This window comes from Streptomyces sp. NBC_01275 (genome assembly GCF_026340655.1).
Lineage (GTDB): Bacteria > Actinomycetota > Actinomycetes > Streptomycetales > Streptomycetaceae > Streptomyces.
In genome coordinates this window covers 4158918-4184816 of sequence record NZ_JAPEOZ010000001.1, presented here as the reverse complement: position 1 = coordinate 4184816, position 25899 = coordinate 4158918, and the positions used below count along the sequence as shown (strand labels likewise).

Genomic DNA, 25899 nt, shown 5'->3' with positions numbered 1-25899 from the left:
GGCCGGCGTCATGCCCGGTTCCCTACGGGGCGGGCCGGCTCGCGGGACGAGGTGCTGAGGATCTGCCCGCTCACCAGGTCGGCGTAGTCGGGGCAGCGGTCCAGGAGGCCGAGGTGGGTGCCCTGGTCCACCACCCGGCCGGCGTCGAGCACGATCACGTGATCGGCGTGCTGGATGGTGGAGATGCGGTGGGCGACGACCAGGACGGCGCGGTCGGCGGCCAGGTCGTCCACCACGTCCCGCAGTTTCTGCTCGTTGACGGAGTCCAGATGCGAGGACGGCTCGTCGAGAAGCACCAACCGGGCGTCGGCCAGCACCGCCCGGGCCAGTGCCAGGCGCTGACGCTGCCCTCCGGACAGGTCGGCCGCACCGCCCAGGACCGTGTCCAGTCCCTGCGGCAGCCGGCGGATCTCCTCCGCCAGGCCGACCCGGTCGAGGGCGGCCATCAGGGCCGGGTCGTCGGGCGCGGCCTCGTGCCCGAGCAGCAGGTTCTCCCGGACGGTGTCCTGCACCAGGGTGCACGACTGGTCCACGTACGCGATCCGGGAACGCAGCTCGGCAAGCGGCCAGTGGGGCAGGGCCCGGCCCAGCACCTCTATCCGGCCGGAGTCCGGCTCCATGAAGCCCTCGATCAGGCCCAGCGCCGTGGTCTTGCCCGATCCGGAGAGCCCGACCATCGCGGTCAGCCCGCGCGCGGGGACGGTCAGCCCGACGTCCCGCAGTACCGGGCGGTCGCCGTATCCGTAGCCGACGCTCTCGAAGCGCACGGCCGCGGGCGCGGCCTTCTCGGGGTGTACGGCCATGGAGGCGTCCCTCTCGGGACGTTCGGCCATGGGGGCGTCGCCCGGGTCGGTCGGTCCGGCGGCACGGGCGGAGGTCTCCGTCGGCAGCGCGAACAGTTCGTCGAACCGTTTGCGGGCCACCAGCCCCATCTGCAGTCCGCTCACGCCCGACGCCGCCATGATCAGGGGCGCGGTGAGCTGGAGCAGATACAGCAGGAAGGCGACGAAGTCGGCCAGCGTGAGATGGCCGTCGAGCATCCGGCTGCCGCCGCCGATCACCACGCTCACCAGCGCGATCTGCTGGCCGAGATTGATGATCGGGACCATCAGGGACTCCATCCGGGCCGCCCCGGTCTCCAGCTGGGCCACCTTCGTGGCGCGGTCGGCCAGCCGGTCGCCCACGATCCTCTCGGCGCGGTAGGCCTTGATGACGGTCAGTGCGTCGAGCGCGGCGACGAACTGCTGCGCGAGGGCGCCGACCTCGCCCTGGACCGCCGTGTACTGACGGCGCAGACCCTTGACGACCAGGGTGATGAGTCCGACGGCGACGAGGAAGGCCAGCACCGTGACAAGCAGCAGGACCCAGTCCAGCAGGCCCATGATCACCAGGGTGCCCAGCACGGTGATCCCGGCCATCGGCAGTTGGATCGGGCCGATGTCGATGAGGTTCTTGACCATGGCCGCGTCGGCGGTCAGACGGGCCACCAGGTTGCCGGAGCCCTCGCTGCGGGCGTCGTGCAGCCGCAGCTCCAGGGAGTGCCGCATGGTGCGGACGCGCAGCCCGCGGATCAGTTGCCGGCCCAGGCGGCCCAGCAGATAGGTGGCCAGCGCCCCGGCGGCGGCCGAGCCGAAGCCGGCCCCGACCATCACCAGCACCCACCAGGTGGGACTCTCACCGCGCTGGATGACGGCCAGCAGTCTGCCCACCGTCATCGGCAGCGCCAGCGTCGCCCCGGTGGAGACCAACGCCAGCAGTCCGATCACGCCCACCTGGAGACCCTTGCCCCGGGTCAGCTCCCGCAGGACGCGTATCGGCGGCGGTCCCTCGGCGTTCGCGACCGCGACTGTGGCCGCGGTGGCCGCGGTGGCCATGGTGGCCGTGGTGTTCGCGGTGGCCCTGGCGTCCGTGGTGCCTGTGGCGTCTGCGGCGGTTGTGGTGTCCACGGCGTCCACGGCGTCCTTCACGTTCCTCATGCCCAACTCCCCCTTCCGGCCCCGGCCTCAGTGCGCCGCACCGTGCAGGGCTTCCCTGACCTTGACGATTCCGCCGTACCTGAGCAGGCCGCCGCGGTAGACGCGGCCGCCGACGCGGACGAGGACGGCGATCGCCAGCACCATCAGCGCGAACGCCACGACCGCCTGCCACCACGGCACGTCCGCGACCGCCATGCGCATCGGCATCGCGGCCCACGACAGGCCGGGCACGATCGAGACGATCGTCAGCAGCGAGTCGTCGGGGCCGCCCCGCACCGCCAGGGCCGGTCCGGCCAGGCTCAGCATCTGGAGCATGTTCACCGGTCCGATCACGTGGTTGACGTCCTCCTGGCGGGAGACCAGCGCACCGGCCACCGCGTAGAGGGTCACGAACAGGACGTAGCCCGGCACGAACCACAGCAGCAGGTTGGCGGCGGTGCCGACGGCGCTCAGCGGCGCCCGGAGCACGCCGAAGGAGATCGCCGCGGTCAGGGCGACGGTCATCATCAGCAGGATCTGCACCAGGGCCGCCGCCCCCAGACCCACGATCTTGCCCGCGAGCAGATGCCAGGCCCGGACCTTCGCCAGCAGCACCTCGACGATGCGGCTGGACTTCTCCTCCACGACTCCCTGGGCGATGCCCAGACCGGAGATCAGCATCAGGATGAACAGCAGGAACACGCCGAGGCCCGCGGTCATCGTCCGCTCCTGCGCCTCGGCCGCGTCCGGGAGGAGGGCGCTGACGCGCAGCCCCGGCGGCGCGAGCGCTGCCTCGGCCTCGCCGGGCGCCGCGCCGAGCGCGTTCAACTGCTCGACGTGGCGGGCGGTCTGCTCGGCCTGTCGGATCGTGCGTCCCAGATCCTCCGGCAGGTTCCGCAGGACCAGCACCTCGCCGTCCGGCAGCACCACGGCGTCGACCGCCTTGTCCCGTACGGCCGTCCTGGCGCTGCCCGCGTCGCCGTACTCCTTGACCGTGACCTGGGGCCGCAGCGCCGCGGCGACCGTGCTCCGTTCGCCGATCACCCCCACCGTCGGGGGCGCCTCGTCCTTCAGGACGCCGGTCAGCGCGAACGACAGGCACAGCATCGCGGTGGTCACGATCACCGAGGCCCAGAAGGCCTTGTTGCGCAGCTGCCGGGTGATCTCGCGGCCTGCGACGATCCCGACCAACGCCAGGTCCGCGCGCCGGCCGCTCGTCGGCCGCGGTGCGGTCGGGGTGTCCGTACGCCCGTCCCGGCTCATGCGGCCACCGCCTCCCGGAAGATGTCGGCCAGCCCGGCTTCCTGCCGGCCGAAGTACTCCACCCGTCCCACGGCCTGCGCGGCGGCCAGGGCTTCCCGGGCCGCCCCGTCGGACTCCAGCTCCAGGGTGGTGACACCGCCCTCCTCGACCAGCACCCGCGCACCGGGCACGCCGTGCCCCCACTTCGGCGGTACGTCCGTCACCGACAGGCGCAGCCGGCCGGGACCGGCGTCGCGGCGCAGCTCGTGCACGGCGCCCTCGGCCACCAGGCGGCCGCCGCGCAGGATCCCCACCCGGTCGCAGAGCCGTTCCACCAGCTCCAGCTGGTGACTGGAGAAGACGACCGGCGCACCCTCGCGGGCGCACTCGAGGAGCACCTCGGCCATGGCGTCCACGGCCACCGGGTCGAGCCCCGAGAAGGGCTCGTCGAGGACGAGCACGGCCGGGTCGTGCAGGAGCGCCGCGATCAACTGGACCTTCTGCTGGTTGCCGAGGGACAGCTTCTCCAGGGGGTCCTTGGGTCCCGCGACCACGCCGAGCCGCTCGATCCACTCGGCGGCGCGGCGCCGTGCGTCGCGGGCCCGGACGCCGCTCAGCCGCCCGAAGTAGACCAGCTGGTCGAGGGGCGTCATCTTGGCGTACAGGCCCCGCTCCTCCGGCATGTATCCGAAGCGCCGCCTGGAGTGCGCGTCCACGTCGACGCCGTTCCAGCGCACCGTGCCCGAGTCCGCCTCGGCGACGCCGAGCGCGATCCGCATCGCGGTGGTCTTGCCGGCGCCGTTGGCCCCGCAGAACCCGAAGAGTTCGCCGGGCCGCACGTCGAAGGTCAGCCCGTCCAGGACCCGGCGGTCGCCGAAGCTCTTGCCGACGGCGTCGAAGCTCAGCACGGCGAGAACTCCAGGATCGAGCGCACGGCGGTGTGCGGGCCCTCCCACGTCACCTGGAGACCGGCCGCGGCGCCCAGGGCCCTCAGCTGCTCGACCGTGCGCACGGGAGCGGGCATCGTGGCCCGCAGCCACAGCTCCAGGGCCGCCGACTCCGGTGCCTCCCGCGGGACCTGGAGGTTCACCTCGGCGAGCAGGACCTTTCCCCGGGGGCCCGCCGCCTCGGCGCAGCGGCGCAGGATCGTCGTCGCCTGCTCGTCGGACCAGTCGGCGAGGATCGCCGACAGCAGGTAGACGTCGCCGCCCGTGGGCAGCGGCTCGAAGAAGCTGCCCACCACCGCCTCGGCCCGGTCCGCCAGACCCGCGGCCGCGAATCTCCGTCCGGCGACCTCGGCCACGTTCCGCAGATCGACCAACGTGCCGTGCAGAGCGGGCTGTCGTCGCAGCAGCTCCATCAGGACGGCGCCGCTGTGACCGCCCACGTCGACGACCCGTCCGACCCGACTCCAGTCGTAGCCGTCGAAGATCAGCTCGGCGCCCCAGCCGAACTGCGGCTCGCTGTCGCTCTGTTCCAGCGCCGCCACGAAGGCGGGGTCCTCGTTGACGCTCTCCCAGTAGCCGCGCCCGAAGACGGTGGCGTGCGCCGGCTCGCCGGTGCGCACCGTGTGCAGGATGTTCACCAGGGCCAGGTCGGCCCTGCCGTAGAGGCCGTCCATCGCCAGATGACCGCGCAGGCTCGCCGGATGGCTCTCCCGCAGCTGGTCACCGAGCTCGGTGACGGCGTACGTTCCGTCGTCGTCCCGCGTCAGCACGCCCTTCGCCGTGAGATGGCGCAGGAGCAGTTCCAGCAGGTCCGGGCGGGCGCCGGTGAGTTCCGCGAGTTTCTCCACCGCGCCGACCCCGGCGCCGAGATGGTCCGCGATGCGAAGGGTGGCCGCGGCACGAATCGTGGCGGGTGTGAGGAGATCCGCCATCGCGAGCAGATCTCCGCGGTCCGATTGATGCGCCATCGGTCGTTGTCCCATCTCATGCGCAGGTGAACGAGGTTGATCGGATCGGGGGTCGGGGGTGGGGGTGGGGGTGGGGGAGGGAGTCGAGCGGAAGGGGGGAAGGGGAGGGAGAGGAAGGAGAGGAAGGGGAGGAAGACCGCCGGGCGGCCGGACGCGGCTACGGGGGATGGCGCGCGACCGGCCGACCGGCGAGCCGTGATCAGCAGCCGCCGGCGATCGTCCTGGCCGAGAACTGGCTGGCGACGAAGCTGGCGGTGGCGCTGGCGAGGCAGGCGGGCGAGGTGGCGGGCGCCTCGGCGGCGGCCGTCACATTCAGCTCACGAGCGTCGCTGTAGGCCTCGTATCCGGCCATCAGCTCCATGATCGCGGTGGTCTTCTCCATGGGATCTACCTCTCCTCGTACTCTCCTCGCGGAGCGCTGCCGACATACGTCGGCAGGTTCAAGGTGCGGTCGGTCAGCAGGTCAGCTCGTAGGTGGCGCCGCTGACCGCGCTCGCCGAGGCGGCGCACCAGCTGGAGCTGGCGACGCTCACCGCACAGACGGGGGTCGACGCCGGGGCGTCGGCCGCCGCCGTCATGTTCAGCTCGTCGACGTCCGCGTAGGCGTCGTAATGCGAGACGAGCTCCATAATGGCCAGGGACTTGTCCATCGAATTCCTCTTTCCTTTTCCTTCGGCTTATCCGGCTTATCCGGTGTTCTCGCGTGGGCGAGTGCCGGCGATGCGAAAAAACAGAGAGTTCCTGGGTTCAGCAGCCGCCTGCGATCGTCTTCGCCGAGAACTGGCTGGCGACGAAGCTGGCGGTGGCGCTGGCGAGGCAGGCGGGCGAGGTGGCGGGCGCCTCGGCGGCGGCCGTCACATTCAGCTCACGAGCGTCGCTGTAGGCCTCGTATCCGGCCATCAGCTCCATGATCGCGGTGGTCTTCTCCATGGGACTCCCTCTCCTTGCGGTTACTGCCGGCGACTGCCGGCAGGCTTGAGGGGGCGACCGGTCAGCAGGTCAGCTCGTAGGTGGCGCCGCTGACCGCGCTCGCCGAGGCGGCGCACCAGCTGGAGCTGGCGACGCTCACCGCACAGACGGGGGTCGACGTCGGGGCGTCCGCCGCCGCCGTCATGTTCAGCTCGTCGACGTCCGCGTAGGCGTCGTAATGCGAGACGAGCTCCATGATCGCCAGGGACTTGTCCATTGAATTCTCCTTGTGTCGATATCGATATCGGATTCCCGTGCCGTGCCGTCGCCTCAGACAGACACGAGGTTCGATTCCTGCGGGCTTTCGGGCGCCGCCGGAAATTCGGGGGAGGCGCTGTTGTGCGCCGGACGGGCGGGGTCGATGCCCGCCTCGGTGAACCGGGCCACGACCGTCTGCTCGACGGGCGTTCCGTCCGCCGCGCTGTCGAGCAGGGCATGGGCCAGGGCGGTGGCCCGGTGCTGTCCGAAGCTGAGGCCGGACATGCCGGGGCGGTCGTCCTCGGGTTCCCGGGCGACGGCGACCCCGGGGGCCACCGGCTCGGCGAAGACGGAGGTCTCCTGCCCGACGCCGGGCGCCTCGCGCAGCGCCTCGGCCAGCCCGGGCACCCGCTGCCACGACTCCTGCCCCAGGTAGACCACCAGGGCGTCTCGTCGGGGGTACAGCGCCTTGGCCGAGAGGATCTTCGAACGGTACGCGACCCCCTGCTCCTCAAGATGACCGAGCGCCCTCGCCCAGACGGGGGCCGCGTCCTCCCAGCGCGTGACGTGGACGTAGACGCGCAGGAGTTCACGGTGCGGGCTGCGCGGCAGCGAGCCGTCCACGACGAAGAAACCGGGCGACAGAGCGGGCCGACGGGCGGGCACGTCGAGCGTCACCACCTGGCCCGCGGAGAGCGGCGCCGCCTCGCGGACGCTCCCGGCCGGCACCCACACCCGTACCCCGTCCCGCTCGACCAGGGCGCGCGCCGCCGTACCGTCGCTCTCGGCCGGAGGGATGTGCACCCGGGCGCGGGCGGTGCTCCGCTCATGCGGCACCGCGGCGCCGAGGACGCGTTCGAAGGCCTCGTCGCGCAGCCGGAAGGAGAGCGCCCCCTTCTCCACGAACTGCCCCGCGTGCAGGATGTCGTAGAGGGCTTCGGCCAGCAGTCGGCGCATCTCCCGGGGGCTGTCGGCCTCGACCTCGCGGTCGTCGACCCTCGCGCGGGAGCGGTCGGGGGCGACGGTCACCCGGTCGAGGGCCTCCCGCAGCCGGGCCGACAGCAGAGGGGCCGACGGCGGATGCGGCGGCAGCGGATGGGCCGCCTCCGGACGGGTCGGCTCCGGATGGGGCGGGTTTCCCACAGGGCTCTCACTCATGCGGTTTCCTCACGTTGTCCGGTGCCTCGCCCGCGGCTCGCTCGCGTTCCTCGAATCCGAGCGTGGCCACGAACTTCTCCGGGCTGATCAGCGCCGCCCGGCCGATGCCGGCGGCCGCCCGCTCGATGCCCGAGAGTCGGGACGTCCGCGACGCGCCGGCCATCAGCCGGTCCAGCAGATGCCAGCCGGCGTAGGCGGTGGCCCGGGTGGCGAGCGTGGCGTCCAGCCGAGGCCGCACCTGCCGGTATCCGTGCCAGAAGCCGCGCACCAGCGGAAGCAGCCGCTGCATCTTCTGCACCCCGCGGCTGAGCACCGCCTCGTGCGTCAACTCGACGTCCAGGAACTCCGAGTCGCCGCGGGTGGTGACGATGTCGAGGATCGACCGGTGCAGCCATTCCCCGGCGAACGCGCCGACGTCACGCGCCGGATCCGCGAGCCGGAACTCCTCCCAGTCCGTGACCAGGAAGTCCTCGCCCGTCACCAGGAACTGGTCCACGCGCAGATCGCAGTGGGACGGCACCCGAGGTGCGTCCCGCTCCCGGTCCCGCAGCTCCCCGATGGCCTTGACCAGGGCCTCGTCGGTCTGCATCAGCCGCCACCCCTGGAGCTCCGCGAAGCTCAGCGACTCGAACACCGGGAGGGGAAGTCCCTGCAGAAAGCTCAGCGGAGGATGCGGCGGCGGGGACTGGTCGAACTTCGGGGAACCGGTGAGCCGCGCCTCGTGGAGCAGCCCGATGGCCCGGCCGACGTTCTCGGCGAGCTCGGGGCCGAAGGTCTCCTCGATCATCAACTCCGCGCCGCTGCTGGCGCCCTCGACGTAGTCGTACGCCACCAGGCTCGCCGCCTCGTCGGCGCCGAGGAACGCCGGGCCCCGCAACGCCGCCGTCGGCAGTCCCTCGGCGAAGCGCTCGAAGGACAGCAGCCGACGCATCCGGGCCCTGACATCCGCTTCGGGCCCGATCAGGTGCTTGACGAAGACCTTCCGCCCGCTGGTGGTGGCGCCCACCCAGGAGTCGTTCCGCCCGACCGGCGCCGTCAGCGTGTCCCGGACGAAAGGTCCGGTCCCCAGCTCGGCGAGGAGCGCGTCCACCGACGGAACCTCGTCCAGATCTCGCGGCTTGAACGTCGCCGCACTACTTTTCCCCACAAGCCCTCACAGAATTCAGAGAGTCGAATGACCGTCTACTGCCAGCCGTTGACCAGGCCGGCGAGCCGGAGAATGTTCGCCTGAATCTCGGTGGGCAGATGGGTGACAACGTCGGAAAGGCGCACACCGGGAGCCTCGCTGGAATACGTCCCGGACTCGCTCTGCACTTCCGCCGAAGCAGATATGGACATCATCGGCGACACGCCGATCAACAGCGCCGCTCCGGCCCCGACGACAACACGGACGACGGACCTGGAAACAGCCTGATGGAAATTCCTCTTCATGCTTCCCCCTAATTTTCCCGCTGCCCAAAACCTTGTCAGGGTCCGGCCGGGCACTCCACAGAAACCGCTGTCATGTTGGTGCAGTCGACGGTCAACTTGATGCCGTCGGCACCGGGGCGGGGAAAAGTGACGATGCTGTGGATCAGGGAGATAGGAGATATTTGGGAGCCGTTCGGGATGTTCTGCTCCCGAGGTCGTGGAGCGCAACCCCACGCAGACCGGGTTCGTGCCGATCCCCGGGCGGTGGATCGTGGAGCGCGCCCACGGGATCTTGATGCTGCACCGCCGGCTGGTGCGCGACCACGGGCGCCTGGGCACCTGCCCCGCACCTCCGAGTCGCGGGTGTGCTGGGCGATGCGGGAACGGGCGACCGCCTTCATCGCGCGGTCCACTCCGTTGGGTAGTTGGGGCGGACCTCCGCGGCGGGGCGGCTCGGGGGTCGAGGGCCGTTCCGCCGCAGAGGGAGCCGGTGAGTACGGCGGTGACGAGTGCGGTGCGGAAGCGTTTTGCGGTGCGGGCGAAGACGACTTCAGGTCCTCACGGACAGATCAAGGCAGGGCCCTGTTGCTCATTTATTGTCAGGCGTTGCGCTGAACCCCGAACTCAAGGTGAACTGCACTTTCTCACCTGCAGGTATGCACATCTGGGCACACATATCAGCACCAAAGAATCACAACCAGCCATTTCCCCCCTCCGGGGAAAGTTGGTGTTGTGCAGCCTCCAGCGGAATTGTTACGCTCCTCAAGCCACTTCGGCGCGGCATTGTGCGGTAGCCGAAAGTCGGCGCGACCTGCGGGAATCGCATCCGAATCGAGATTCGATTTCCTGCATATGTTCCCGATATGAAGAGAGTTATTGAATGGCGACCGTCAAGAGTTCCACCCTTTTCCTGATCCTGGCCGCAGTCATCGGCGTGCTGGCGCTGTCCTACCCTGTCGCGAACAAGCTCAATCACGACGACTCGGCGGGCCGTAGCGGCTACAACTCCGTACAGGCTGGCCGTAGCGGCTACAACTCCGTACAGCCGTAGCGGCTGCAATCGAACAGCCTTCTTTGCCCCGCCGGACGTCTGTGCATGGCGGGGTAAAGAGGTGAGTCCTACCGCTCGTGCGGCGATTGGAAGCGGTGGGCAACAGCCGACCATATTCACCCATAACCGCGCACAGCCGCTGGCAGTTCCGGCGCGAGCTCGTCCATGGCCATGTCCTTCCGTCATGCGGCACCACCGGAGCGTCGCCGGGCAGCGGCTGATGCAGGCCGCCTGCGACGCCTGACCCGCCGAGCAGAAGGTCCTGACGTCCTGGCCCGGCCCAGGCGTCCCGCTGAACACCCACGCCTGGACGTGCCCCGACGTGCCCTTTACGATCTGCGCAATATGTGACGATATTGCGGAGGGCTTTTCCGATGGTGCGGCCGGCTTCCTTGAGTGATGCGCGCGTGCGCGCAGTGAGCGAGGCGCTGACACCGTACGCGTGGCGGGCGCTCACCCCCGAAATGGTCAGCCGTCTCGCGCTCGCCGCGATCAACGGACACGGAGCGGCCGACGCGGCACCGGTGACCCGCCATGACGTGCGGATCGGAGTACTCGTCGATTTCCTCGCCGGCTGCCCGTGGCGCTCGCTGACGGCCGGCGCCGTGAGCCGCCAGTTGGTGACCGCTCTGGACACGTGGCGCCAGGAGAGCCAATGGCTCGAGATCGAGTTGCGATGGCTGCTGGACGGAGACGGCTGAGCCACGCCGCAGTCCCGTGCCGCGGCGCGACTCAGGGACGCTGCCGCACGTCTCGGGCTTGCCCAGGGGATCGAGCCTGAGGCCGACGGCGATCGCGACGACCCTGCCCAGCAGTTCCACTCAGGTGCTTCAGGGCAGGGCACCCCACGAGTGGGAGACGGCTACTGGCGGGCCATGTGCATGCGCATCTCGCTCGGGGCGTCGACGATCAGGTCGCCTGACAGGTCGACGGTGACGGTGTGCAGGGTGCCGGTGAACCGGAACGGTGCCCGGTAGTCGGGGGTGACGGCCGATCCCGGGTTTGCGCCGCAGGCCATACCGCCTGGGTTGAAGGCGATGGGGGTGGTCAAGGGCATGTCGGTCTCGCCGACCAGGCGGCCGTCGACGTACAGCTGTGCCCGGCCCGGTGCGCCCTTGCCGTGGGTGATGTCCGGCGCGCCGGTGGGCTCGAACTCGAAGCGCAGCGTGTGCCGTCCCTCGGGCACGGTTTCGCTCGAACCCACGTGGTACAGGGCCCGCTGGACGTAGTTGTGGGCGTAGTGCAGGTGGCCGTCCTTGACATAGAGCGACCAGCCGCCGGCGTTGGTGCCCTGGCAGAGCAGGACGCCCTCCGCTCCGCCGGGCGGGATCTCGACGTCGGCGGTGACGCTGTGCGGGCGATTGAGGACCCGGGGGGCCACCGCGGCCGGCAGGACCTGGGTGCCGGGGCGGAGGGTGTAGCTGGTCCGGTCCTCGGTGATCTGCGGGCGCTCGATCATCACGCGCTCGAACGCGCTGCCGTCGATCGGCAGCACGTTGTACCTGCCGGCCTCCACATACCACAGGGCGATCATCTCGATCAGTTTGCTGCGGTGCTCTTCGGCCAGGTTCCTGGTCTCGGCGACGTCCTGATCGACGTGGTAGAGCTCCCAGTGGCGGGCGTCGAGGTCGTCCAGGTCCGCCATGGTGATCGGCGCGCCGAACGGCCGCTCGGCCTCGGCGAAGGAGGGTCCGGGCCAGGGGCAGACCGCCCGCCATCCGCCGTGGTCGATCGCCCGGTGCCCGAACATCTCGTAGTACTGAGTGCGGTGGCGACTCGCCACGGAGGCATCGTCGAAGGTGTGGGCGAAGCTGACCCCGTGCAGGGGCGACTGGGTCACGCCCCGGATGGTTGCGGGCGGATCGACACCGAGCACCTCGAGGACGGTGGGCACCATGTCGATGACGTGCGCGAACTGGTCGCGGACCTCACCGCGGGCCCGGATGCCGTCGGGCCAGTGGACGAGGAAGGGGTCGCTGACGCCGCCGCGGTAGGTCTCCCGCTTCCAGCGCCGGAAGGGGGTGTTGCCCGCCCAAGTCCAGCCCCAGGGGTAGTGGTTGAACGTCTTGGGGCCGCCCAGTTCGTCGATCCTGGCCAGGCTCTCCTCCAGCGACTCGGGGGCGTTGTTGAAGAACTGCAGCTCGTTGGTGGTACCGGTCACCCCGCCCTCGGCACTCGCCCCGTTGTCGGAGACCACCATGATCAGCGTGTTGTCGAACTCGCCGGTCTCCTTCAGGAAGTCCAGCAGCCGCCCGATGTGGTGATCCGTGTGGCTGAGGAACCCGGCATAGACCTCCATCATCCGCGCGGCCAGGCGCCGCGCGTCCGCGGACAGCGACTCCCACGCGGGCACGTCCGGGTCGTGCGGCGACAACTGCGCGTCCGCCGGCACCACGCCGAGCTCCTTCTGCCGGTCGAAGGTGTGCTCGCGGTAGGCGTCCCAGCCGTCGTCGAACCGCCCCCGGTAACGGTCCGCCCACTCCTTCGGCACATGGTGCGGGGCATGTGCCGCACCGGTACAGAAGTGCAGGTAGAACGGTTTGTCCGGGGCGACCTGCTTGGCGTCGGCGATGAACGACATCGCCCGCTCGGCCAGGTCCTCCGTCAGGTGGTAGCCCTCCTGCGGCGTCGCCGGCGGCTCGACCTGATGGTTGTCGTACACCAGGTCCGGATACCACTGGCTCGTGTCCCCGCCCAGGAACCCGTAGAACCGCTCGAAGCCCCGCCCCAGCGGCCACCGGTCGTAAGGCCCCGCGGCGGACTCCTGTTCCGAGGGCATCAGGTGCCACTTGCCGACCATGTACGTGTTGTAGCCGTGCTGTAGCAACATCTCCGACAGGAACCCGTTCTCGGGCGGGATCTGCCCGTTGTAGCCCGGATAGCCAGTGGCCAGTTCCGTGATCGCCGCCATCCCGTTCGCGTGGTGGTTGCGGCCCGTCACGATGCACTAACGCGACGGCGAGCACAGCGCGGTGGTGTGCATGTTGCTGTACAGCAGCCCGCCCGCGGCCAACGTATCCAGATTCGGCGTCTCGATCGGGCTCCCATAGCAGCCGAACTGCCCGTACCCGACGTCGTCCAACACGATCACCAGCACGTTCGGTGCACCCGGCACCGCCCGCACCGGCTGCGGCCACGCCGGGCTCGACTCATCCGTCGTCCGCCCCACCACCCCTGGAAACCCCTGCCCCGGCCTGTACTCACTCCATGACTTCTGCGACATTCCGGCCTCCGTCCCACCAGCCGGCGCGAGCACCGGTGATGTCCGTGCATGCGACTGTCACAACAGAGCCTTGTCGCCGACGCGGGATCCCGATCGGATGGCCGGACAGGAGGCCCTGTCGCCGGCCGTCGGCTGGGGTGAGCCCCGGCACTTCCACGCTAGGCCGCCACCGTCACCGCGGCGACCGGGGTCGCGGTGTCCCGTCCTCGCTCTGTGAGCGAGGACCGGGTCAGGCCGTCGGCGGTTCCTCCGCGGGGAGACGGCCTGCGCGTACCGCGTCGACCAGGGCCTGGTGGTCGCGCTCGTTCTGGTCGGCGTATGCCTCGGCGAAGGTGGCGAGTGCTCGGTCGAACGAGTCGCCGCCGCCCAGGTAGGAGGCGATCGCGATGCGGTCGCCGGACCGGGCGTGCGCACGGGCCAGGGTGACCCCGCACAGTTCGCCGAACGCCTGCATGTCCTTGGGCCGCATCCTCTCGGGCACGGCGATGCCCTTCCAGTCGCGCAGCTGGCGGACGTAGAAGTCGCGCTTCTTGCCGTCGATCCCGTCCACTCGTTCCCAGCCGAGGAAGATGTCGCTCGCGGCCTGCATCAGGCGCTGGCCCGAGACCACCCGCTCGCCCTGGTTGCGGTACCGGCTCGCGCCGACGTGTGCGGCGAGCACGGAGGTGTCGGCCTCCTTGGCCTGGAGGAAGAGCGGGTCCTGGCCGTCCCGGCCGAGGAGAAGGAAGATCCAGCATCGGGTGCCGACGCTGCCGACGCCGACCACCTTGCGGGCGACGTCCGCCAGTCGGTAGTCCTCCAGGAGCGTGCGCCGGTCGGAGGCGAGAGTGCGGCCGTACCGCTCGATGAGACCGCGGAACTGGCGCTCCAGGGCGCTGCGTTCGACGTCCGGCAGCAGGTCGGCGGCCGGGACGAGCAGCGGGTGGTCCGCCGCGATCCTGGGTCGGCCGTCGACCGTCTCGGTGAGCTTGTCGAAGGCCTGCAGGCTGTCGCGGGTACGGGCCTTCGCCATGGCGCTGGCCAGGTTCTTCTGACCGCGCTTCGTTCCGTGGAGTCGGCCGCTGACCATGGACTCGAGGAGGTCCGCGTCGATCTTCGCGTACCAGACGTCGAGGTTGCCCGCGCCGGCGAACCGGATCATCGCCTCGCGGTAGGAGCGGACCGTGGAGGTCACGATGCGGGCGCGCTCGGCGTCGTCGAAGCCGTTCGCCCGGCCCGCGATGACGAAACTCGCCGAGAGCCGCTTGACGTCCCACTCCCAGGGGCCCGGCAGCGTCTCGTCGAAGTCGTTGATGTCGAACATCAACTGCCTCTCCGGCGAGGCGAGCAGACGGAAGTTCAGCATGTGCGCGTCCCCGCACAGCTGGGCCGTGAGCCCGGAGACCGGGGTGCCGGCCAGGTCGGACGCCATGATCGCGGCGGCGCCCCGGTAGAAGCGGAACGGGGCCTCCATCATCCGGCCGTAGCGGATCGGGACGAGTTCCTGCACCCGTGCCGCGGACTGTGTCTCCAGGATCGCCAGCGGGTCCGGCCGGTCGGGAGACGGCTCGTACACGGCATGGCCCGACCGCGGCGAGCGCCGCCGCGCCTCCTTGCCGCGAGCCGCGCGTTCCTCGGGCGTGGTGTGGGGCGCCGCGCGCATGGCCGTGGTCGCGTTCTGGGACATCGAAAGCCCTCCTGCCTGGTCCTGCGGCCATGGGACGCCCGGCACAGGGCACCTCGGACAGAAGGGCTTCGTGGCCTTCTCGGATGTCGGCCGCGGGGATCAACGATGCCGGGTGGGTGTCTGCTCTCAGCCCTGGTCCTCGATCTCGGCATCGGCGACGGCGATGGCGATGCCCAGTGCCTTGGCGATGTTGCCCGCTGCCGTCATGACGCGGGCGGTGCCCACGATGGGCGCGATGGCGACCAGGACGTCCTGTAGTTGGTCGGCGGTCAGGCCGGTCTTGAGCGCGGGGTCGATATGCGCCACGTAGGAGATGGGCGGGGCGTCCGAGGCGGCGAGTGCCGCGATACGCATGAGCAGGAGCATGTCCGGGGCCATGCCGCATCGCTCGATCGAGTCGACCGTCATGGCGGCGAGGGTGTCCAGGACAGGGGTGTCAGATGCAGTGGACATGTCGCATGCCCTCCTGGTCTGTTTCGGGGCCGGAGTGGGGGAGGCAGGCGGAAGGAACGGATTTCCGCGACCCCTGGATCTCCCTCAACCCTAGAACTCATTCGGGCCTGGCGCCCGAGGGCGGGCAGGCCGGTGATCGTCCGGCCGGACGATCGGACCCCGGCCACCCGGGTTGACGGCGGCGGACCGCGCCGACAGATCCCGCCCGGTCAGCGCAGGCGTCGTGAGCCGCCGTGTTGTCTGCCGAAGCCTTCCGACGCGTCCTGGGCCTCGTGCAGGTCGGGGGCGGCGGCCTGCGCGGCGTCGTACCAGTTCCCGTAGCGGTCGGCGAAGTACGGAGCCGACATGCCGTGCAGCAGGATGCTGAGGCCGATGGTGACCGCGATGACCTGGCCCAGCAGTTCGATTCCGGGCACGTGGTCCTCCACCACGAGGAGTCCGAAGACCACGGAGGCCAGGCCGCGGGGTCCGAACCAGCCGACGTAGGCCACGGTGGGCAGCCGCATGCCGGTGCCGGCCAACGCGAGGGCCACCGGAAGCATTCTGACGACGGTCAGGCTGAGCACGGCGTAGGTGATGATGCGCCAGTTCAGGTGCTCCAGTGCCGGGCCGAGCAGGACCGCGCCGAACACCAGGAAGCTCAGGGTCCCCAGCAGCCCGCCCACGTACTCGGCCAGGTCGGCGGGCCGCCGTTCCTTGGCAGGCTCCTCGCCCGCCGACTCCTCGCCCGCAGGCTCCACGCCCGCAGGCTCCTCGCCCGCCGACTCCTCGCCCGCAGGCTCCACGCCCGCAGGCTCCACGCCCGCCGACTCCTCGCCCGCAGGCTCGCCCTGGCGCAGTGCGACGCCGAACGCGAACCCGCCCATCCAGGTGGCGATGAAGCCGCTCCCGTCCAAGGCCGTCGCCACGCTGTACGCACAGAACGCCACCGCCAGCACCACCACCTGCTGCCATTCGCCCGTCACCCAGCCCCGGGACCGCGAGAGAGTCGACAACCACCCTCCGACCCAGCCGAAGGCCAGCCCCACCGCGGTGCTGACCACCAGGGCCCGCCAGAACACTCCGTGCACGCCCTCCTCGGAGGCGATCGTGCCGGGGATCGCGGCGAGGAACATGAGGAAGAACGGCAGCGCCAGGCCGTCGTTCAGACCGCTCTCGACGTTGAGCCCGTGCCGCACGAGAGCCGGGACACGCGGGCTGGAACTGGCGGTCTTGCCCAGCGCCGCGTCGGTGGGGGCGAGAACCGCGCCGAGCAGCGCGAACTCCCAGAGGGTCAGGCCCGGAAACAAGGGCCACGCCAGCAGCCACCCCGCTCCGATGCTCAACGGCAGGCCGATGGCCAGCAGACGCAGGGGCAGGAAGCCGCCCGTGCGCAGGTCGCGTCGGCGCACCGTCATCGAGTCGGTGAACAGCAGGAGGGCCAGGGCGGCCTCGACCAACGTCAGCACCGGGCCCACGTCGTGGCCCAGATCGAGAACGTCCAGCCCGATGGGCCCGATGAGCACGCCGAAGCCGGTGAACACCATCGGAGCCGACACCGGCGTCGAGGCCAGGCGGCGCGAGAACAGCGCATAGCCGGCGGTGACGGCCGCGACCGCGGCTCCGGTCCAGGCGCTCCCACCACTCATGACGCCCACGCTTCCTGTCGTAACGCACAGCAGTGACCGCGGAGCAGGGAGAGTGCGCTGCGCGGACCCGCTCACCCCGCACCTGCCTCTGGCGCGGGGGCATCGGAGCCTCGGGCCCCGCGACGGCCCATCGGGATCAGTGTCGCGGGGCCGGATCCCGAGTGCGGCACCGACACGCGTCGCGGGCCCGCCGGCGTCACCGCCCGACGCGGCTGGTGCGCATGCGGATGATCCATGAGGTGCGCAACATGGCCATATGCACCATGATCGATAGAGCGGCGGGCTTCTGAACAGCTAAAATGGGACAGCAAGCCCATCGAGCAAGCGTGGCTGTGCCCTCAGCCAGGTCTTGATCTCGGTCCCTCGGCTGCGAAGGACGCTCCCCATGACATCGGAGACCGCCTCGGTCGCGCACTCCGGGCAGGAATCGGTGGTCATCGCCAGCTTCGACAACCGCCAGCGCGCCGAACGCATGCTGGCGTCGCTCGGGCGAGGCTTCCGAAGGAAGGCCCGCGAGGGCGGCACGACTGCTGTCGTGATCAGAGGAAACGCCGACGGCTCGCTGAGGGTGACCGAGTCTCGTGTGCTGACGGCCAACGGTTTTGTGAACGCCCTGTTCCGCATATCCCTCTCATGGATGGTCGGATTCATGGGCCTGTTCGCCACACTGAAAGGGGCAAGGGTCGGGGCCCACGCCGCTGGAGTGCGCAAAGGTCACGTCGGATCCGACGCGCAGCAAGCCCACAGGATCCTCGCGGAAGCCGGCCCCGATGCCGCCGTCACGCTGGTTCGCTGCAAGGACACGGACACGCGGCAGAGGGTCGCCGCTGCGGCGGCGACACGTGCGAAAGAGAGCTGGGATGGCCCTCTCACAGAGTTTCTCGCCGCCCTCGACCCCGGTAGTGCTCACGATTGGGTGCGCGCCGCTGTCGGTGAGCCCTCCCGCGCACACCGCGGCCAGTGACTGACAGCGCCGGCCCCGGGCCGGACACCCGGCGTGAGTCCAGACTCCCGCGCCGCACGATCGTGCGGGCTGTTCTGCGGATCGCGGGATCCGCCGCCGCGCTGGTGACCTTGTACTTTCTGCTGCCCCTGGACCACTCCTCGGCCTGGTTCGCCGTCACGACGCTGGTGATCGGGTTGGCGGCGTTCATCGGGTTGATCGCGTTTCAGGTGCGCTCGATCCTCCGGTCACCGTTCCCGGGACTGCGGGCCGTCGAGGCCCTGACCACCAGCGTTCCGTTGTTCCTGCTGCTGTTCGCCGGCACGTATGTCGTCATGGCCGCGATGTCGGACAGCAACTTCGGCGGGCCGCTGACGCACACCGACGGGCTGTACTTCGCCGTCACCGTCTTCGTGACGGTCGGGTTCGGTGACGTTACGGCCAAGGGCGAGGCGGCTCGGCTCGTGGTCACCGGGCAGATGATCGCTGATCTCGTCATCCTCGGGCTCGCGATCAAGATCATCATGGGCGCTGTCGGTCGGCGCCGACAACCCGGAGGCGTCTCCGGCGCACAGCCCCCCGAGGAGACCCACCGCTAGGAGCACGGGCCAGCGACGAGCAAGCGGTCCCGCCGGTCGCGAGGGGCGAATCGGTCGCGGCCGCCCCGCCGGCACTTGTCGGGCTCCGCCGGTCGGGGGCACGGCCGACGCGGCTGTACGTGGCACCGCGTCCGGCGGAGATCCCAACCGTTGTCCTGGCGGAGCGGGCCGGCGCCACCACTCCGGCGGTTGACCCCGTCTCGCCCGTACGGCCCACCTGGGCGGGCCGTATCGCCGTAAAGCGGCGGAAATGGAGGCAGGTCGATCCTCCAGGAGCCCGGGAGCCCCCATGACCAGCCCGCACGAGCCGTCCGAGCCCGATGCCGTCCCAGAGGGGAGCGCGGGTGATGCGGCGGGAAGCGCTCCCAAGCACCGCTCGGCGGCCGTACGGGTCACGCGGAACACCGCCTCGGCGGTGCTCATCGTGCTCACCTGCATCCTGGTGCCGGTCGCGCTGCTCACGGTGTGGGTGCACGACATCGCGCTGGACACCGACCGGTACGTGGAAACGGTCTCGCCGCTGGCCTCGGATCCGGCGATCGAGGACGCGGCGGTCAAGCGCATCACCCACGCCGCCGACGCACGGGTGAACGGCAGCCAGGCCGCCGCGGACATCGCGGCCTGGCTGCAGTCGCAGGGGCTGCCGCCCCGCGCCGCGCAGGCCGTGAAGGGGCTGGGCCCGCAGCTCGACTCCGCGGTCAACGACACGGTCGAGAAGGTGGCCACCCGCTTCGTGCAGAGCGACCGCTTCGAGCGGATCTGGACGAACGCCAACCGGAGAGCCCACGCCGCGGTCGTGCACGCGCTCACCGGCCAGGGCCGTGGCGCCGTGGGCGTGGAAGGCGGGACGGTCACCCTCGACGTCGGCGAAGCCGTCGACCAGGTCAAAGAGGCGCTCGTGAACGCCGGGCTGTCCCCGGCCGCCAAGATTCCCGACGTCGACAAGCAGATGGTGCTCTTCCAGTCCGACCAACTGAAGAAGATCCGCAAGGGCGCCCACCTGCTGGACGTGATCGGGAACTGGTTTCCCGTGCTCGTCGTGGTGATCGGCGCGGGAGGAGTGCTGCTGGCCCACCGTCGCCGCCGGGCCCTGGCCCGTACGGCCCTCGGCGCGGCCTTCGCCTGCCTGGTCGTGGCCGTCGTCCTGGTCATCGCCCGCCGCTACTACCTGGACCACCTCCCGCCCCAGGTCCAGTCGGAAGCCGCCGCGGCAGCCGTCTTCGACACCCTGGTGCACTTCCTCAGGGTCAGCCTGCGCACGGCGATCGTGCTCGGTGTGGTCATCGCGCTCGGCGCCTACCTGATCGGCCCCGGACGGCTGCCGCGCGCCATCCGGGGCACATCCGAGCGCGCCGCGGACTCCACGGCACAGTGGGCGTACGGCCACCAGGTCCGCACCGGCCGGGTGGGCACCTGGACCCAGAACCACCGCCGGTGGATCGCCCTGGCCGCCCTGCTGATCGTGGCCCTCGTCTTCGCCCTCTGGAACCACCCGACGGCTCTGACCATCCTGCTGCTGGTCATCATCCTGCTGGCCGTGCTCGCCCTGCTCGCCCTCCTCGCCGCCACCGGCCGCGCCACCCTCGACGCCGAGCTGGTGGCAAAGCGGCCGGAGGGCGGCGAGTGAACGGTTCGCCGAGTGAACGGTTCGCCGAGTCCCCTTGACTCCTGCACAGAGGGACTTACGCCGGAGGGGCCGCAACCCGACTGCCGTCGCGCGCCGCGAGAGCTAGGATCCGGGCCATGGCCCTGACCATGAACGACGTGGACCGGTTCGAGGCGTCCAGGCCCCGCCTGGAGGCCATCGCCTACCGCCTCCTCGGCTCCGCGAGCGAGGCCGAGGACGCCGTACAGGAGACGTTCCTGCGCTGGCAGGCCACCGACGTCGACCGTATCGAGGTCCCCGAGGCCTGGCTGACGAAGGCCCTCACCAACCTGTGCCTCAACCAGCTCACCTCGGCCCGCGCGCGGCGCGAGACCTATGTGGGCCAATGGCTCCCCGAGCCGCTGCTCGCCGGGGACTCGATGCTCGGCCCGGCCGACACCGCCGAGCAGCGCGAATCGGTCTCGTACGCGGTCCTCACCCTCATGGAGCGCCTCTCCCCCAACGAGCGGGCGGTGTACGTGCTGAGGGAGGCCTTCGACTACCCGCACCGGGAGATCGCCGAGATCCTCGACATCACCGAGGCCGCCAGCCAGCAGATCTTCCACCGTGCCAAGAAGCACGTCGCGGACGGCAGGGCCCGCACCGAGATCGACGAGGCCGCCGCCCGGCGGATCGTCGAGGAGTTCCTCACGGCCGCCACCAGCGGCCGGACCGAGCCGCTCGTGCGGCTGCTCACCGAAGACGCCATCGCGATCGGCGACGGCGGCGGAAAGGTCCCAGCCCGCGCCAAGGCGTTCGAGGGCGCCCTCGCGGTCGCGAAGTTCATGCGGGGCCTGTTCAAACCCAGCGAGGCCAAGCGCGCCTTGGTCGGCGGCTCGCCCGAGGTCTACGCCGCGACCGCCAACGGCGCCCCCGCCCTTGTGGTGGTCGTCGAAGGCCGGGTCGTCGGCGTCATGTGCCTGCAGGTCACCGCCGAGGGCATCGCGGCGTTCCGCAACCAGGTCAACCCCGACAAGCTCGAACGCGCGACCGAGCGGTGGGCGGCCGCCGACCACGGGGAACCCCTGCTCACCGCCTTCTGACCCGATGTGAGGTGCTTCACATCGCGTTCCTGTCAGGAAACGGCGGGCCGCCCGGTTCAGGTGGCGAACCCGCGCGAGACAGGAGCAGCGAAATGCAGCACCGCATCATCGTCCTCGGAGCCGGATACACCGGAGCCATCGCCGCTGGGCGCCTCGCCAAGCGGCTGTGCCGCGACGACGTCGCCATCACCCTCGTCAACGCCGAGCCCGACTTCGTCGAGCGCGTCCGGATGCACCAGCTGGCGGTCGGCCAGGATCTCAGGCCCCGGCCCTTCAGCGAGATGTTCGCGGGCACCGGCGTCGAACTGAAGCTCGCGAGGGTCACCAGCGTCGACGTCGACCGCAAGACCGTCGCCGTCATCGCCGCGACCGGCGCCGAGGAGCTGGAGTACGACAGCCTCGTGTACGCCCTCGGCAGCGGCTGGAACACCCACGGCGTCCCCGGCGCCGCCGAGCACGCCCACGAGATCGCCGGCCGTCCCGGAGCGCTCCGGCTGCGCGAGCGCCTGGCCCGCCTGGACGCCGGACAGCCCGTGGTCGTCGTCGGCGGCGGCCTCACCGGCCTGGAGGCCGCGACCGAGATCGCCGAGGCCCGCCCGGACCTCGACGTCGCCCTCGCCGCCCGCGGTGGGCTCGGCGACTGGCTCTCGCCCAAGGGCCGCCGCCACCTGCGGAAGGTCCTCGACAAGCTCGGCGTCACCGTGCACGAGCACACCGCCGTCACCGGCGTCGAGGCCGACCGCGTCGCCACCGCCGACGACAGGTCCATCCCGGCCGCGGTCACCGTGTGGACCACCGGCTTCGCGGTCCACCCGATCGCGAAGGCCACCACCCTGGACGTCACCGGCACAGGCCAGATCGTGGTCGACGGGACCATGCGCTCGGTCTCACACCCCGACGTGTACGCCATCGGCGACGCGGCCATGGTGATGGGGCCCGGCGGCAAGCCGCTGCGGATGTCGTGCGCCTCGGGCACCCCCACCGCGTGGCAGGCCGCCGACGCCATCGCGGCGCGCCTGACCGGCGGGAAGCTCTCCACCGCGCCGCTCCGCTACTTCAACCAGTGCATCTCGCTGGGCCGCAGGGAAGGCCTGATCCAGTACGTCACCGCCGACGACCGGGCCGTCCGGGCGGCGCTGACGGGACGGCTCGCCGCCGTCTACAAGGAGCTGATCTGCAAAGGCGCGGCCTGGAGCGTCGCCAACCCGACGCTCGGGATGCCGACCCGGCGCCGCCGCGTCGTGCAGGAGCGGGCCCAGGCGAGCTCAGCCGTCAAGGCGCCGGCCTGACTCCCCAGGCGTTGACGTCGTCTGTTGACGTCCAAGGCCCCGCCGGACGAACCGGCGGGGCCTTCAACCTGTGTGCACTCGGCCTGTGTGCACTCGGCAGGATGCGAACCTACCCAGCGGCAGGCGACTCGCCGGCCTTGTCGACCACGGCATGGTCCAACTCGGCGCTGCTGGACAGCAGTGTGCCGGACTCTCCGTAGGACCCGTCCTTGGTCAGGTAGCTGCGGGAGCCGAGGAAGGCGTAGTCCTTCTTGTCGAAGACCCACTCGGTCCTGATGCCGTAACGGGTGTCGTCACGGGCGATGCCGAGGCCCTGGCGGCCGATGGCGTCGCGCGCCTTCGGGGCCGGGGTGACACCGGGGATCTTCGCCGCGGCCCGGTAGAGGGCGGCTGCGGTGCGGGGCGGCATCACCCCGCCGAGCAGCGAGCCGATCTGCTCGAACACCGCCTGGTCGCGCTCGCGGCCCTTGGCGTGCGGGGTCTTCGTGTACAGGTAGGTCAGCAGCTTGTCAGGGTCGGTGGGCAGGGAGCTGAGCCAGTGGTAGGTGGGCCGGTTGATGCCGGCCGCCGTGCCGTGGGTGTCGCCGAGTTCTGCGTTGATGGCGAAGGTCTCACCGTCTTCCCGGATCAGACCGAGCTTGAGCAGACGCCCCGGCTCCTGGGCGTACCACACCTCACGGTCCATCAGCGGGCCGAGTACGGCCTTCCCGGTGGTCAGGTCGGCGCCGCGGGTCTTCTCCCTGGTGTAGACGAACTGATCGTCCCGCACGGTGGGGGCAGTGTGTTCCCCGGCGGCGGCGGAGATCCGGTCGAGGAGGGCCGCGGCAGGCTGCATGTCCGTGGCCGCGCCGTGCGACGCGGTGCCGGAGGACCCCTTGTCGCTGTCGGTCAGGGCGATTCCCGCGGTCAGTGCGCAGGCCAGGGTCCGCGCGGTCGCCGGCGCCAGGAGCGCGGGCCGCAGCAGCCGACGGGCCGGCCGGGTACGTACGGCCTGGTCGCGGTCGATGGTGTGCATCAGTAGATCCTTGTGACGAAGGTGCTGCTCGCGCGGAACGTCCCAGTCGGCCGGGGGCGGTAGCAGGCGGGCGATCTCCTCGCGGTCGCCGCGCCACTCCCGGGAAGTGGAGGTGGTCCTGTCCTTCATATGAGCTCCTCCCGCACGGGCAGGGCCGCGACTGCGGCCGCACTTGTCATCTCTCCGCGGGCAGAGCCCGGTTCCAGGTCTTCTTCCGCGAGACGGGCGAGCTTCTTGCGGGCGCGCGAGAGTCGGGAACGTACGGTCCCGACCGCGATGCCCAGCGCCTCGGCCGTCTGCTGGTAGTCCAGGCCGGACCACACGCACAGGGCCAGCACCTCCCGCTCCTGGCGTCTCAGCCGGTCCAGGGCGACCTGAACGGCACGCAGGCGGCGCGCGTCATCGATGCGTCCGGCCAGCTGGGGCGCGAAGTCCTCCACACTCGGCGGCCGGGGCTGACGTGCGAGGAACAGCTGGCGTCGGCGCAGGCTCCGCCGGGCGTTGTCCGCCTTGTGGGTGGCGATGCCCAGCAGCCAGGGCAGCAGGGAACCGCCGTCCTCCCGTACACGCGTGCGCGTGCGCCACGCGGCCAGGAACGTCTCGGACATGATCTCTTCGGCTGTCGACCAGTCGCCGGTCAGGCGCAACCCGTGGTTGTACACGGCGCGGGCGAACTCCTCGTACAGCTGGGCGAACGCCGCGCGGTCCCCCTCGCGCACGCGGCGGCGCACCTCGTTCTCTGAGTCCTTCACACCCTCTTCTCTCCACGAAGCGGGTGGAGTTCCTGTGGTCTGCGTCACCTGCCGGCGCGACTGCTCAAGGGGACCGTGTCAGGCGGGCATCCCGCGCTCGGCGCGGGTGACTGTCGAGGGCAGGACACCTTCAACGCCCAACTCACTTCCAGCGTGCCGACCTTCGGCCTCTCCATCCCCCTGGCCTTCGTCGGCGCGGAAGCAGCCATGCGGTCCTGACTCACGCTCATCCCGGCCCACTGCCTCCGGCCACCACCTCCACCGACTCGCCCGTCGCCCGGCGGCGGGCGCGATCGCGCGCGCCTGCCGGCCGTTCCAGCGGATTCAGCACGTGGATCTGCTGGAGATCTTTATTCCGGTGACGACGAAGGCGTTGGCGAACACGGTTTGGTTGTTCGGCGGAAGGCAGATCGAGCCCCCGCTCTGGAGTCGCAGATACACCACGTCGTCGTTCCGAGTGTTCAGGACCCCGTAGTGCGGCCGGGGCGTGACCGCCTGATAGGCAGTGGTGACGTCCTTGTACTTCGAGATCGGCGTGCCCGCGATCAAGGCGTTGTCGTCCACATAGAAGCAGACATAGGGGTACGGGCAGCCCTGGGTGGGGGACTCCGCGTGAGCTGCGGATGCGCCGGTCACGGACATGGCCGCGACGGCCACGCTCACCCCCGCGAAGCTTGCAGTCTTCCGGATGACGGACTTCATCAAAACCTCCACAGATTCGATAATTTGTTCGAGTGTGTCCGCGAGCGCGAGCGCGACGGGACATGACAAGCTGGGAGCATAACCGGGGCGGACATGTGCTGCTGTCGTGAACTCCCTGAGCTCCAAAGGCGCTTGAGGATGTTCACGCCCGGGCTCGGCCGGCGGGTGAGGCGGCCGGCAACGCGACCGTGGGACACCCTCGTTGACCGCGGCCGACCGCTGCATCTGGCACGGTTGTGGCACGAACCTCAGCCGACGACAGCCGGCCACGACGGCGGGCGCGCCGACCGATCAGGCACGCGCGGTTCCGATCGAGGTCGGTCACTTCGACATGATGAAGTCCAGGGCGTAGCCGGGAGCAGTCGTCCAGTAGGTGACACGCTGAAAGTCGTTGGCGTACAACGTGTCGACGGGCATGGGGACATCGATCGGCTTGCCCGCACGGCTGCCGGGCTTACGACCCTGGAGGCTGAGGGTGATGCTCTTCGCCTCGTACTCATCCATGGGGCCGTTGACGAGCAGAGCGGCATAGGCCTCCTTGCCCGGAGAGAGGGTGACGGGCACGCCCGGGGTCGGGTTGCTCTCCTTGATCACGGGGGCCGTGGTCCGACCGTCGCCAAGCCGCACGAGAGGGTAGCGGTAGAGGTTGCACTTCTTGTCGCCGGCGTTCTGGACGGTGAGAAGGAGGTGCCTGGCGTCCTTGCTGTCTGCGGGCTCCGTCACGGCGGACACCCCGAGGACCTTCTGGGAGCAGGCGGCGATGGCGCCCTTGGCGCCGCTGCCGCCCAAGCGGTGCGTCACCGCGTCACCGGCCTTCCCGCTGATCGTCCGCGGCCCGGCGGTGGAGGCCTGTGCCGACACACCACACCCAAGAGCCAGGACGAGACCCGCGGCTACGGCCACACGGTGGGCCGCAAGGGACTTCACGTTCATATGCGTGTTCCTTTTCTGATCGGTACGAGGTCGAGTGCTGGGCTGTCGCCGCCACACCACCCGCCTCCTTCTCGCACCGCGGTGGCGGGGGCGAAGGCGGTCGGGCGCCC

At 70.4% G+C, this 25899-nt stretch carries 25 protein-coding genes and 1 pseudogene; 7 read left to right on the top strand and 19 right to left on the bottom strand.

Features of this window, described 5'->3' with window-relative positions; translation table 11 throughout:
• Positions 1-8: 8 nt before the first annotated feature.
• The 11 genes from OG562_RS18235 to OG562_RS18185 all read right to left on the bottom strand — a co-directional run bounded on the left by OG562_RS18235 (position 9) and on the right by OG562_RS18185 (position 8868).
• Positions 9-1976, bottom strand: coding sequence for an ABC transporter ATP-binding protein (locus OG562_RS18235; protein WP_266398943.1), 1968 nt, complete (start codon positions 1974-1976; stop codon positions 9-11).
• A 27-nt stretch (positions 1977-2003) separates the two neighbouring features.
• On the bottom strand, positions 2004-3218 hold the full coding sequence (locus OG562_RS18230; protein WP_266398942.1) for an ABC transporter permease: 1215 nt from the start codon (positions 3216-3218) through the stop codon (positions 2004-2006).
• Positions 3215-4105, bottom strand: coding sequence for an ABC transporter ATP-binding protein (locus tag OG562_RS18225; RefSeq protein WP_266398941.1), 891 nt, complete (start codon positions 4103-4105; stop codon positions 3215-3217). Before OG562_RS18225 ends, OG562_RS18230 begins: the two co-directional genes overlap by 4 nt.
• Positions 4099-5112, bottom strand: a complete 1014-nt coding sequence (locus OG562_RS18220) for a methyltransferase (RefSeq protein WP_266398938.1) — start codon at positions 5110-5112, stop codon at positions 4099-4101. The genes OG562_RS18225 and OG562_RS18220 overlap by 7 nt, the downstream gene beginning before the upstream one ends.
• Before the next feature lie 199 nt (positions 5113-5311).
• Positions 5312-5494, bottom strand: coding sequence for an LxmA leader domain family RiPP (locus OG562_RS18215; protein WP_266398935.1), 183 nt, complete (start codon positions 5492-5494; stop codon positions 5312-5314).
• 73 nt (positions 5495-5567) lie between these two features.
• Entirely contained in the window at positions 5568-5762 is a 195-nt protein-coding gene (locus OG562_RS18210) for an LxmA leader domain family RiPP (RefSeq protein WP_266398932.1), read from the bottom strand.
• A gap of 97 nt (positions 5763-5859) precedes the next feature.
• Entirely contained in the window at positions 5860-6042 is a 183-nt protein-coding gene (locus tag OG562_RS18205) for an LxmA leader domain family RiPP (RefSeq protein ID WP_239766125.1), read from the bottom strand.
• A 61-nt stretch (positions 6043-6103) separates the two neighbouring features.
• A complete protein-coding gene (locus OG562_RS18200; protein WP_266398929.1) occupies positions 6104-6298 on the bottom strand; it encodes an LxmA leader domain family RiPP in 195 nt (64 codons plus the stop codon).
• A gap of 53 nt (positions 6299-6351) precedes the next feature.
• A complete protein-coding gene (locus tag OG562_RS18195; RefSeq protein WP_266398926.1) occupies positions 6352-7437 on the bottom strand; it encodes a T3SS effector HopA1 family protein in 1086 nt (361 codons plus the stop codon).
• Positions 7430-8527 carry a class V lanthionine synthetase subunit LxmK gene (gene lxmK, locus OG562_RS18190; RefSeq protein ID WP_266398924.1) on the bottom strand — a complete coding sequence of 366 codons (1098 nt, stop codon included), beginning with the start codon at positions 8525-8527 and terminating at the stop codon, positions 7430-7432. The genes OG562_RS18195 and lxmK overlap by 8 nt, the downstream gene beginning before the upstream one ends.
• A 92-nt stretch (positions 8528-8619) precedes the next feature.
• Positions 8620-8868: a hypothetical protein gene (locus tag OG562_RS18185; protein WP_266398922.1), complete on the bottom strand. Its 249-nt coding sequence runs from the start codon at positions 8866-8868 to the stop codon at positions 8620-8622.
• 859 nt (positions 8869-9727) lie between these two features.
• On the opposite strand from OG562_RS18185, the gene OG562_RS18180 reads away from it, so the two are divergent.
• Both OG562_RS18180 and OG562_RS18175 read left to right on the top strand, forming a co-directional pair.
• Positions 9728-9898 carry a hypothetical protein gene (locus OG562_RS18180; protein ID WP_266398920.1) on the top strand — a complete coding sequence of 57 codons (171 nt, stop codon included), beginning with the start codon at positions 9728-9730 and terminating at the stop codon, positions 9896-9898.
• Between the two features lie 407 nt (positions 9899-10305).
• Positions 10306-10599, top strand: a complete 294-nt coding sequence (locus OG562_RS18175) for a hypothetical protein (RefSeq protein WP_266398918.1) — start codon at positions 10306-10308, stop codon at positions 10597-10599.
• A 161-nt stretch (positions 10600-10760) separates the two neighbouring features.
• On the opposite strand, the pseudogene OG562_RS18170 reads toward OG562_RS18175, so the two are convergent.
• The 4 genes and pseudogenes from OG562_RS18170 to OG562_RS18155 form a co-directional block, all read right to left on the bottom strand.
• Positions 10761-13121: pseudogene (locus OG562_RS18170) on the bottom strand (arylsulfatase).
• Positions 13122-13350: 229 nt separating this feature from the next.
• A complete protein-coding gene (locus OG562_RS18165) occupies positions 13351-14787 on the bottom strand; it encodes a DUF2252 domain-containing protein (protein WP_266398916.1) in 1437 nt (478 codons plus the stop codon).
• Between the two features lie 126 nt (positions 14788-14913).
• Positions 14914-15240, bottom strand: a complete 327-nt coding sequence (locus tag OG562_RS18160) for a carboxymuconolactone decarboxylase family protein (protein ID WP_266398914.1) — start codon at positions 15238-15240, stop codon at positions 14914-14916.
• Positions 15241-15449: 209 nt separating this feature from the next.
• Complete coding sequence (locus tag OG562_RS18155) at positions 15450-16868, bottom strand: sodium:proton antiporter (protein ID WP_266398913.1); 1419 nt, start codon at positions 16866-16868, stop codon at positions 15450-15452.
• A gap of 385 nt (positions 16869-17253) precedes the next feature.
• On the opposite strand from OG562_RS18155, the gene OG562_RS18150 reads away from it, so the two are divergent.
• The 5 genes from OG562_RS18150 to OG562_RS18130 all read left to right on the top strand — a co-directional run bounded on the left by OG562_RS18150 (position 17254) and on the right by OG562_RS18130 (position 22387).
• Positions 17254-17832: a hypothetical protein gene (locus OG562_RS18150; protein ID WP_266398912.1), complete on the top strand. Its 579-nt coding sequence runs from the start codon at positions 17254-17256 to the stop codon at positions 17830-17832.
• The gene (locus OG562_RS18145) at positions 17829-18410 is read left to right on the top strand and encodes a potassium channel family protein (protein WP_266398911.1); all 582 of its coding nucleotides are present in this window, start codon (positions 17829-17831) and stop codon (positions 18408-18410) included. Before OG562_RS18150 ends, OG562_RS18145 begins: the two co-directional genes overlap by 4 nt.
• Positions 18411-18699: 289 nt before the next feature.
• Positions 18700-20037, top strand: a complete 1338-nt coding sequence (locus tag OG562_RS18140) for a hypothetical protein (protein ID WP_266398908.1) — start codon at positions 18700-18702, stop codon at positions 20035-20037.
• Positions 20038-20153: 116 nt separating this feature from the next.
• Positions 20154-21098, top strand: coding sequence for an RNA polymerase sigma-70 factor (locus OG562_RS18135; RefSeq protein WP_266398905.1), 945 nt, complete (start codon positions 20154-20156; stop codon positions 21096-21098).
• A 92-nt stretch (positions 21099-21190) separates the two neighbouring features.
• Entirely contained in the window at positions 21191-22387 is a 1197-nt protein-coding gene (locus OG562_RS18130) for an NAD(P)/FAD-dependent oxidoreductase (RefSeq protein WP_266398902.1), read from the top strand.
• A 109-nt stretch (positions 22388-22496) separates the two neighbouring features.
• On the opposite strand, the gene OG562_RS18125 is transcribed toward OG562_RS18130, so the two are convergent.
• From OG562_RS18125 to OG562_RS18110, 4 genes are all read right to left on the bottom strand, one after another.
• Complete coding sequence (locus tag OG562_RS18125) at positions 22497-23531, bottom strand: CU044_5270 family protein (RefSeq protein ID WP_266398899.1); 1035 nt, start codon at positions 23529-23531, stop codon at positions 22497-22499.
• The gene (locus tag OG562_RS18120) at positions 23528-24133 is read right to left on the bottom strand and encodes an RNA polymerase sigma factor (RefSeq protein WP_266409366.1); all 606 of its coding nucleotides are present in this window, start codon (positions 24131-24133) and stop codon (positions 23528-23530) included. Before OG562_RS18120 ends, OG562_RS18125 begins: the two co-directional genes overlap by 4 nt.
• A 345-nt stretch (positions 24134-24478) precedes the next feature.
• On the bottom strand, positions 24479-24856 hold the full coding sequence (locus tag OG562_RS18115; RefSeq protein WP_266398896.1) for a hypothetical protein: 378 nt from the start codon (positions 24854-24856) through the stop codon (positions 24479-24481).
• A 321-nt stretch (positions 24857-25177) separates the two neighbouring features.
• Complete coding sequence (locus OG562_RS18110) at positions 25178-25789, bottom strand: DUF4232 domain-containing protein (protein ID WP_266398893.1); 612 nt, start codon at positions 25787-25789, stop codon at positions 25178-25180.
• Positions 25790-25899 lie beyond the last annotated feature (110 nt).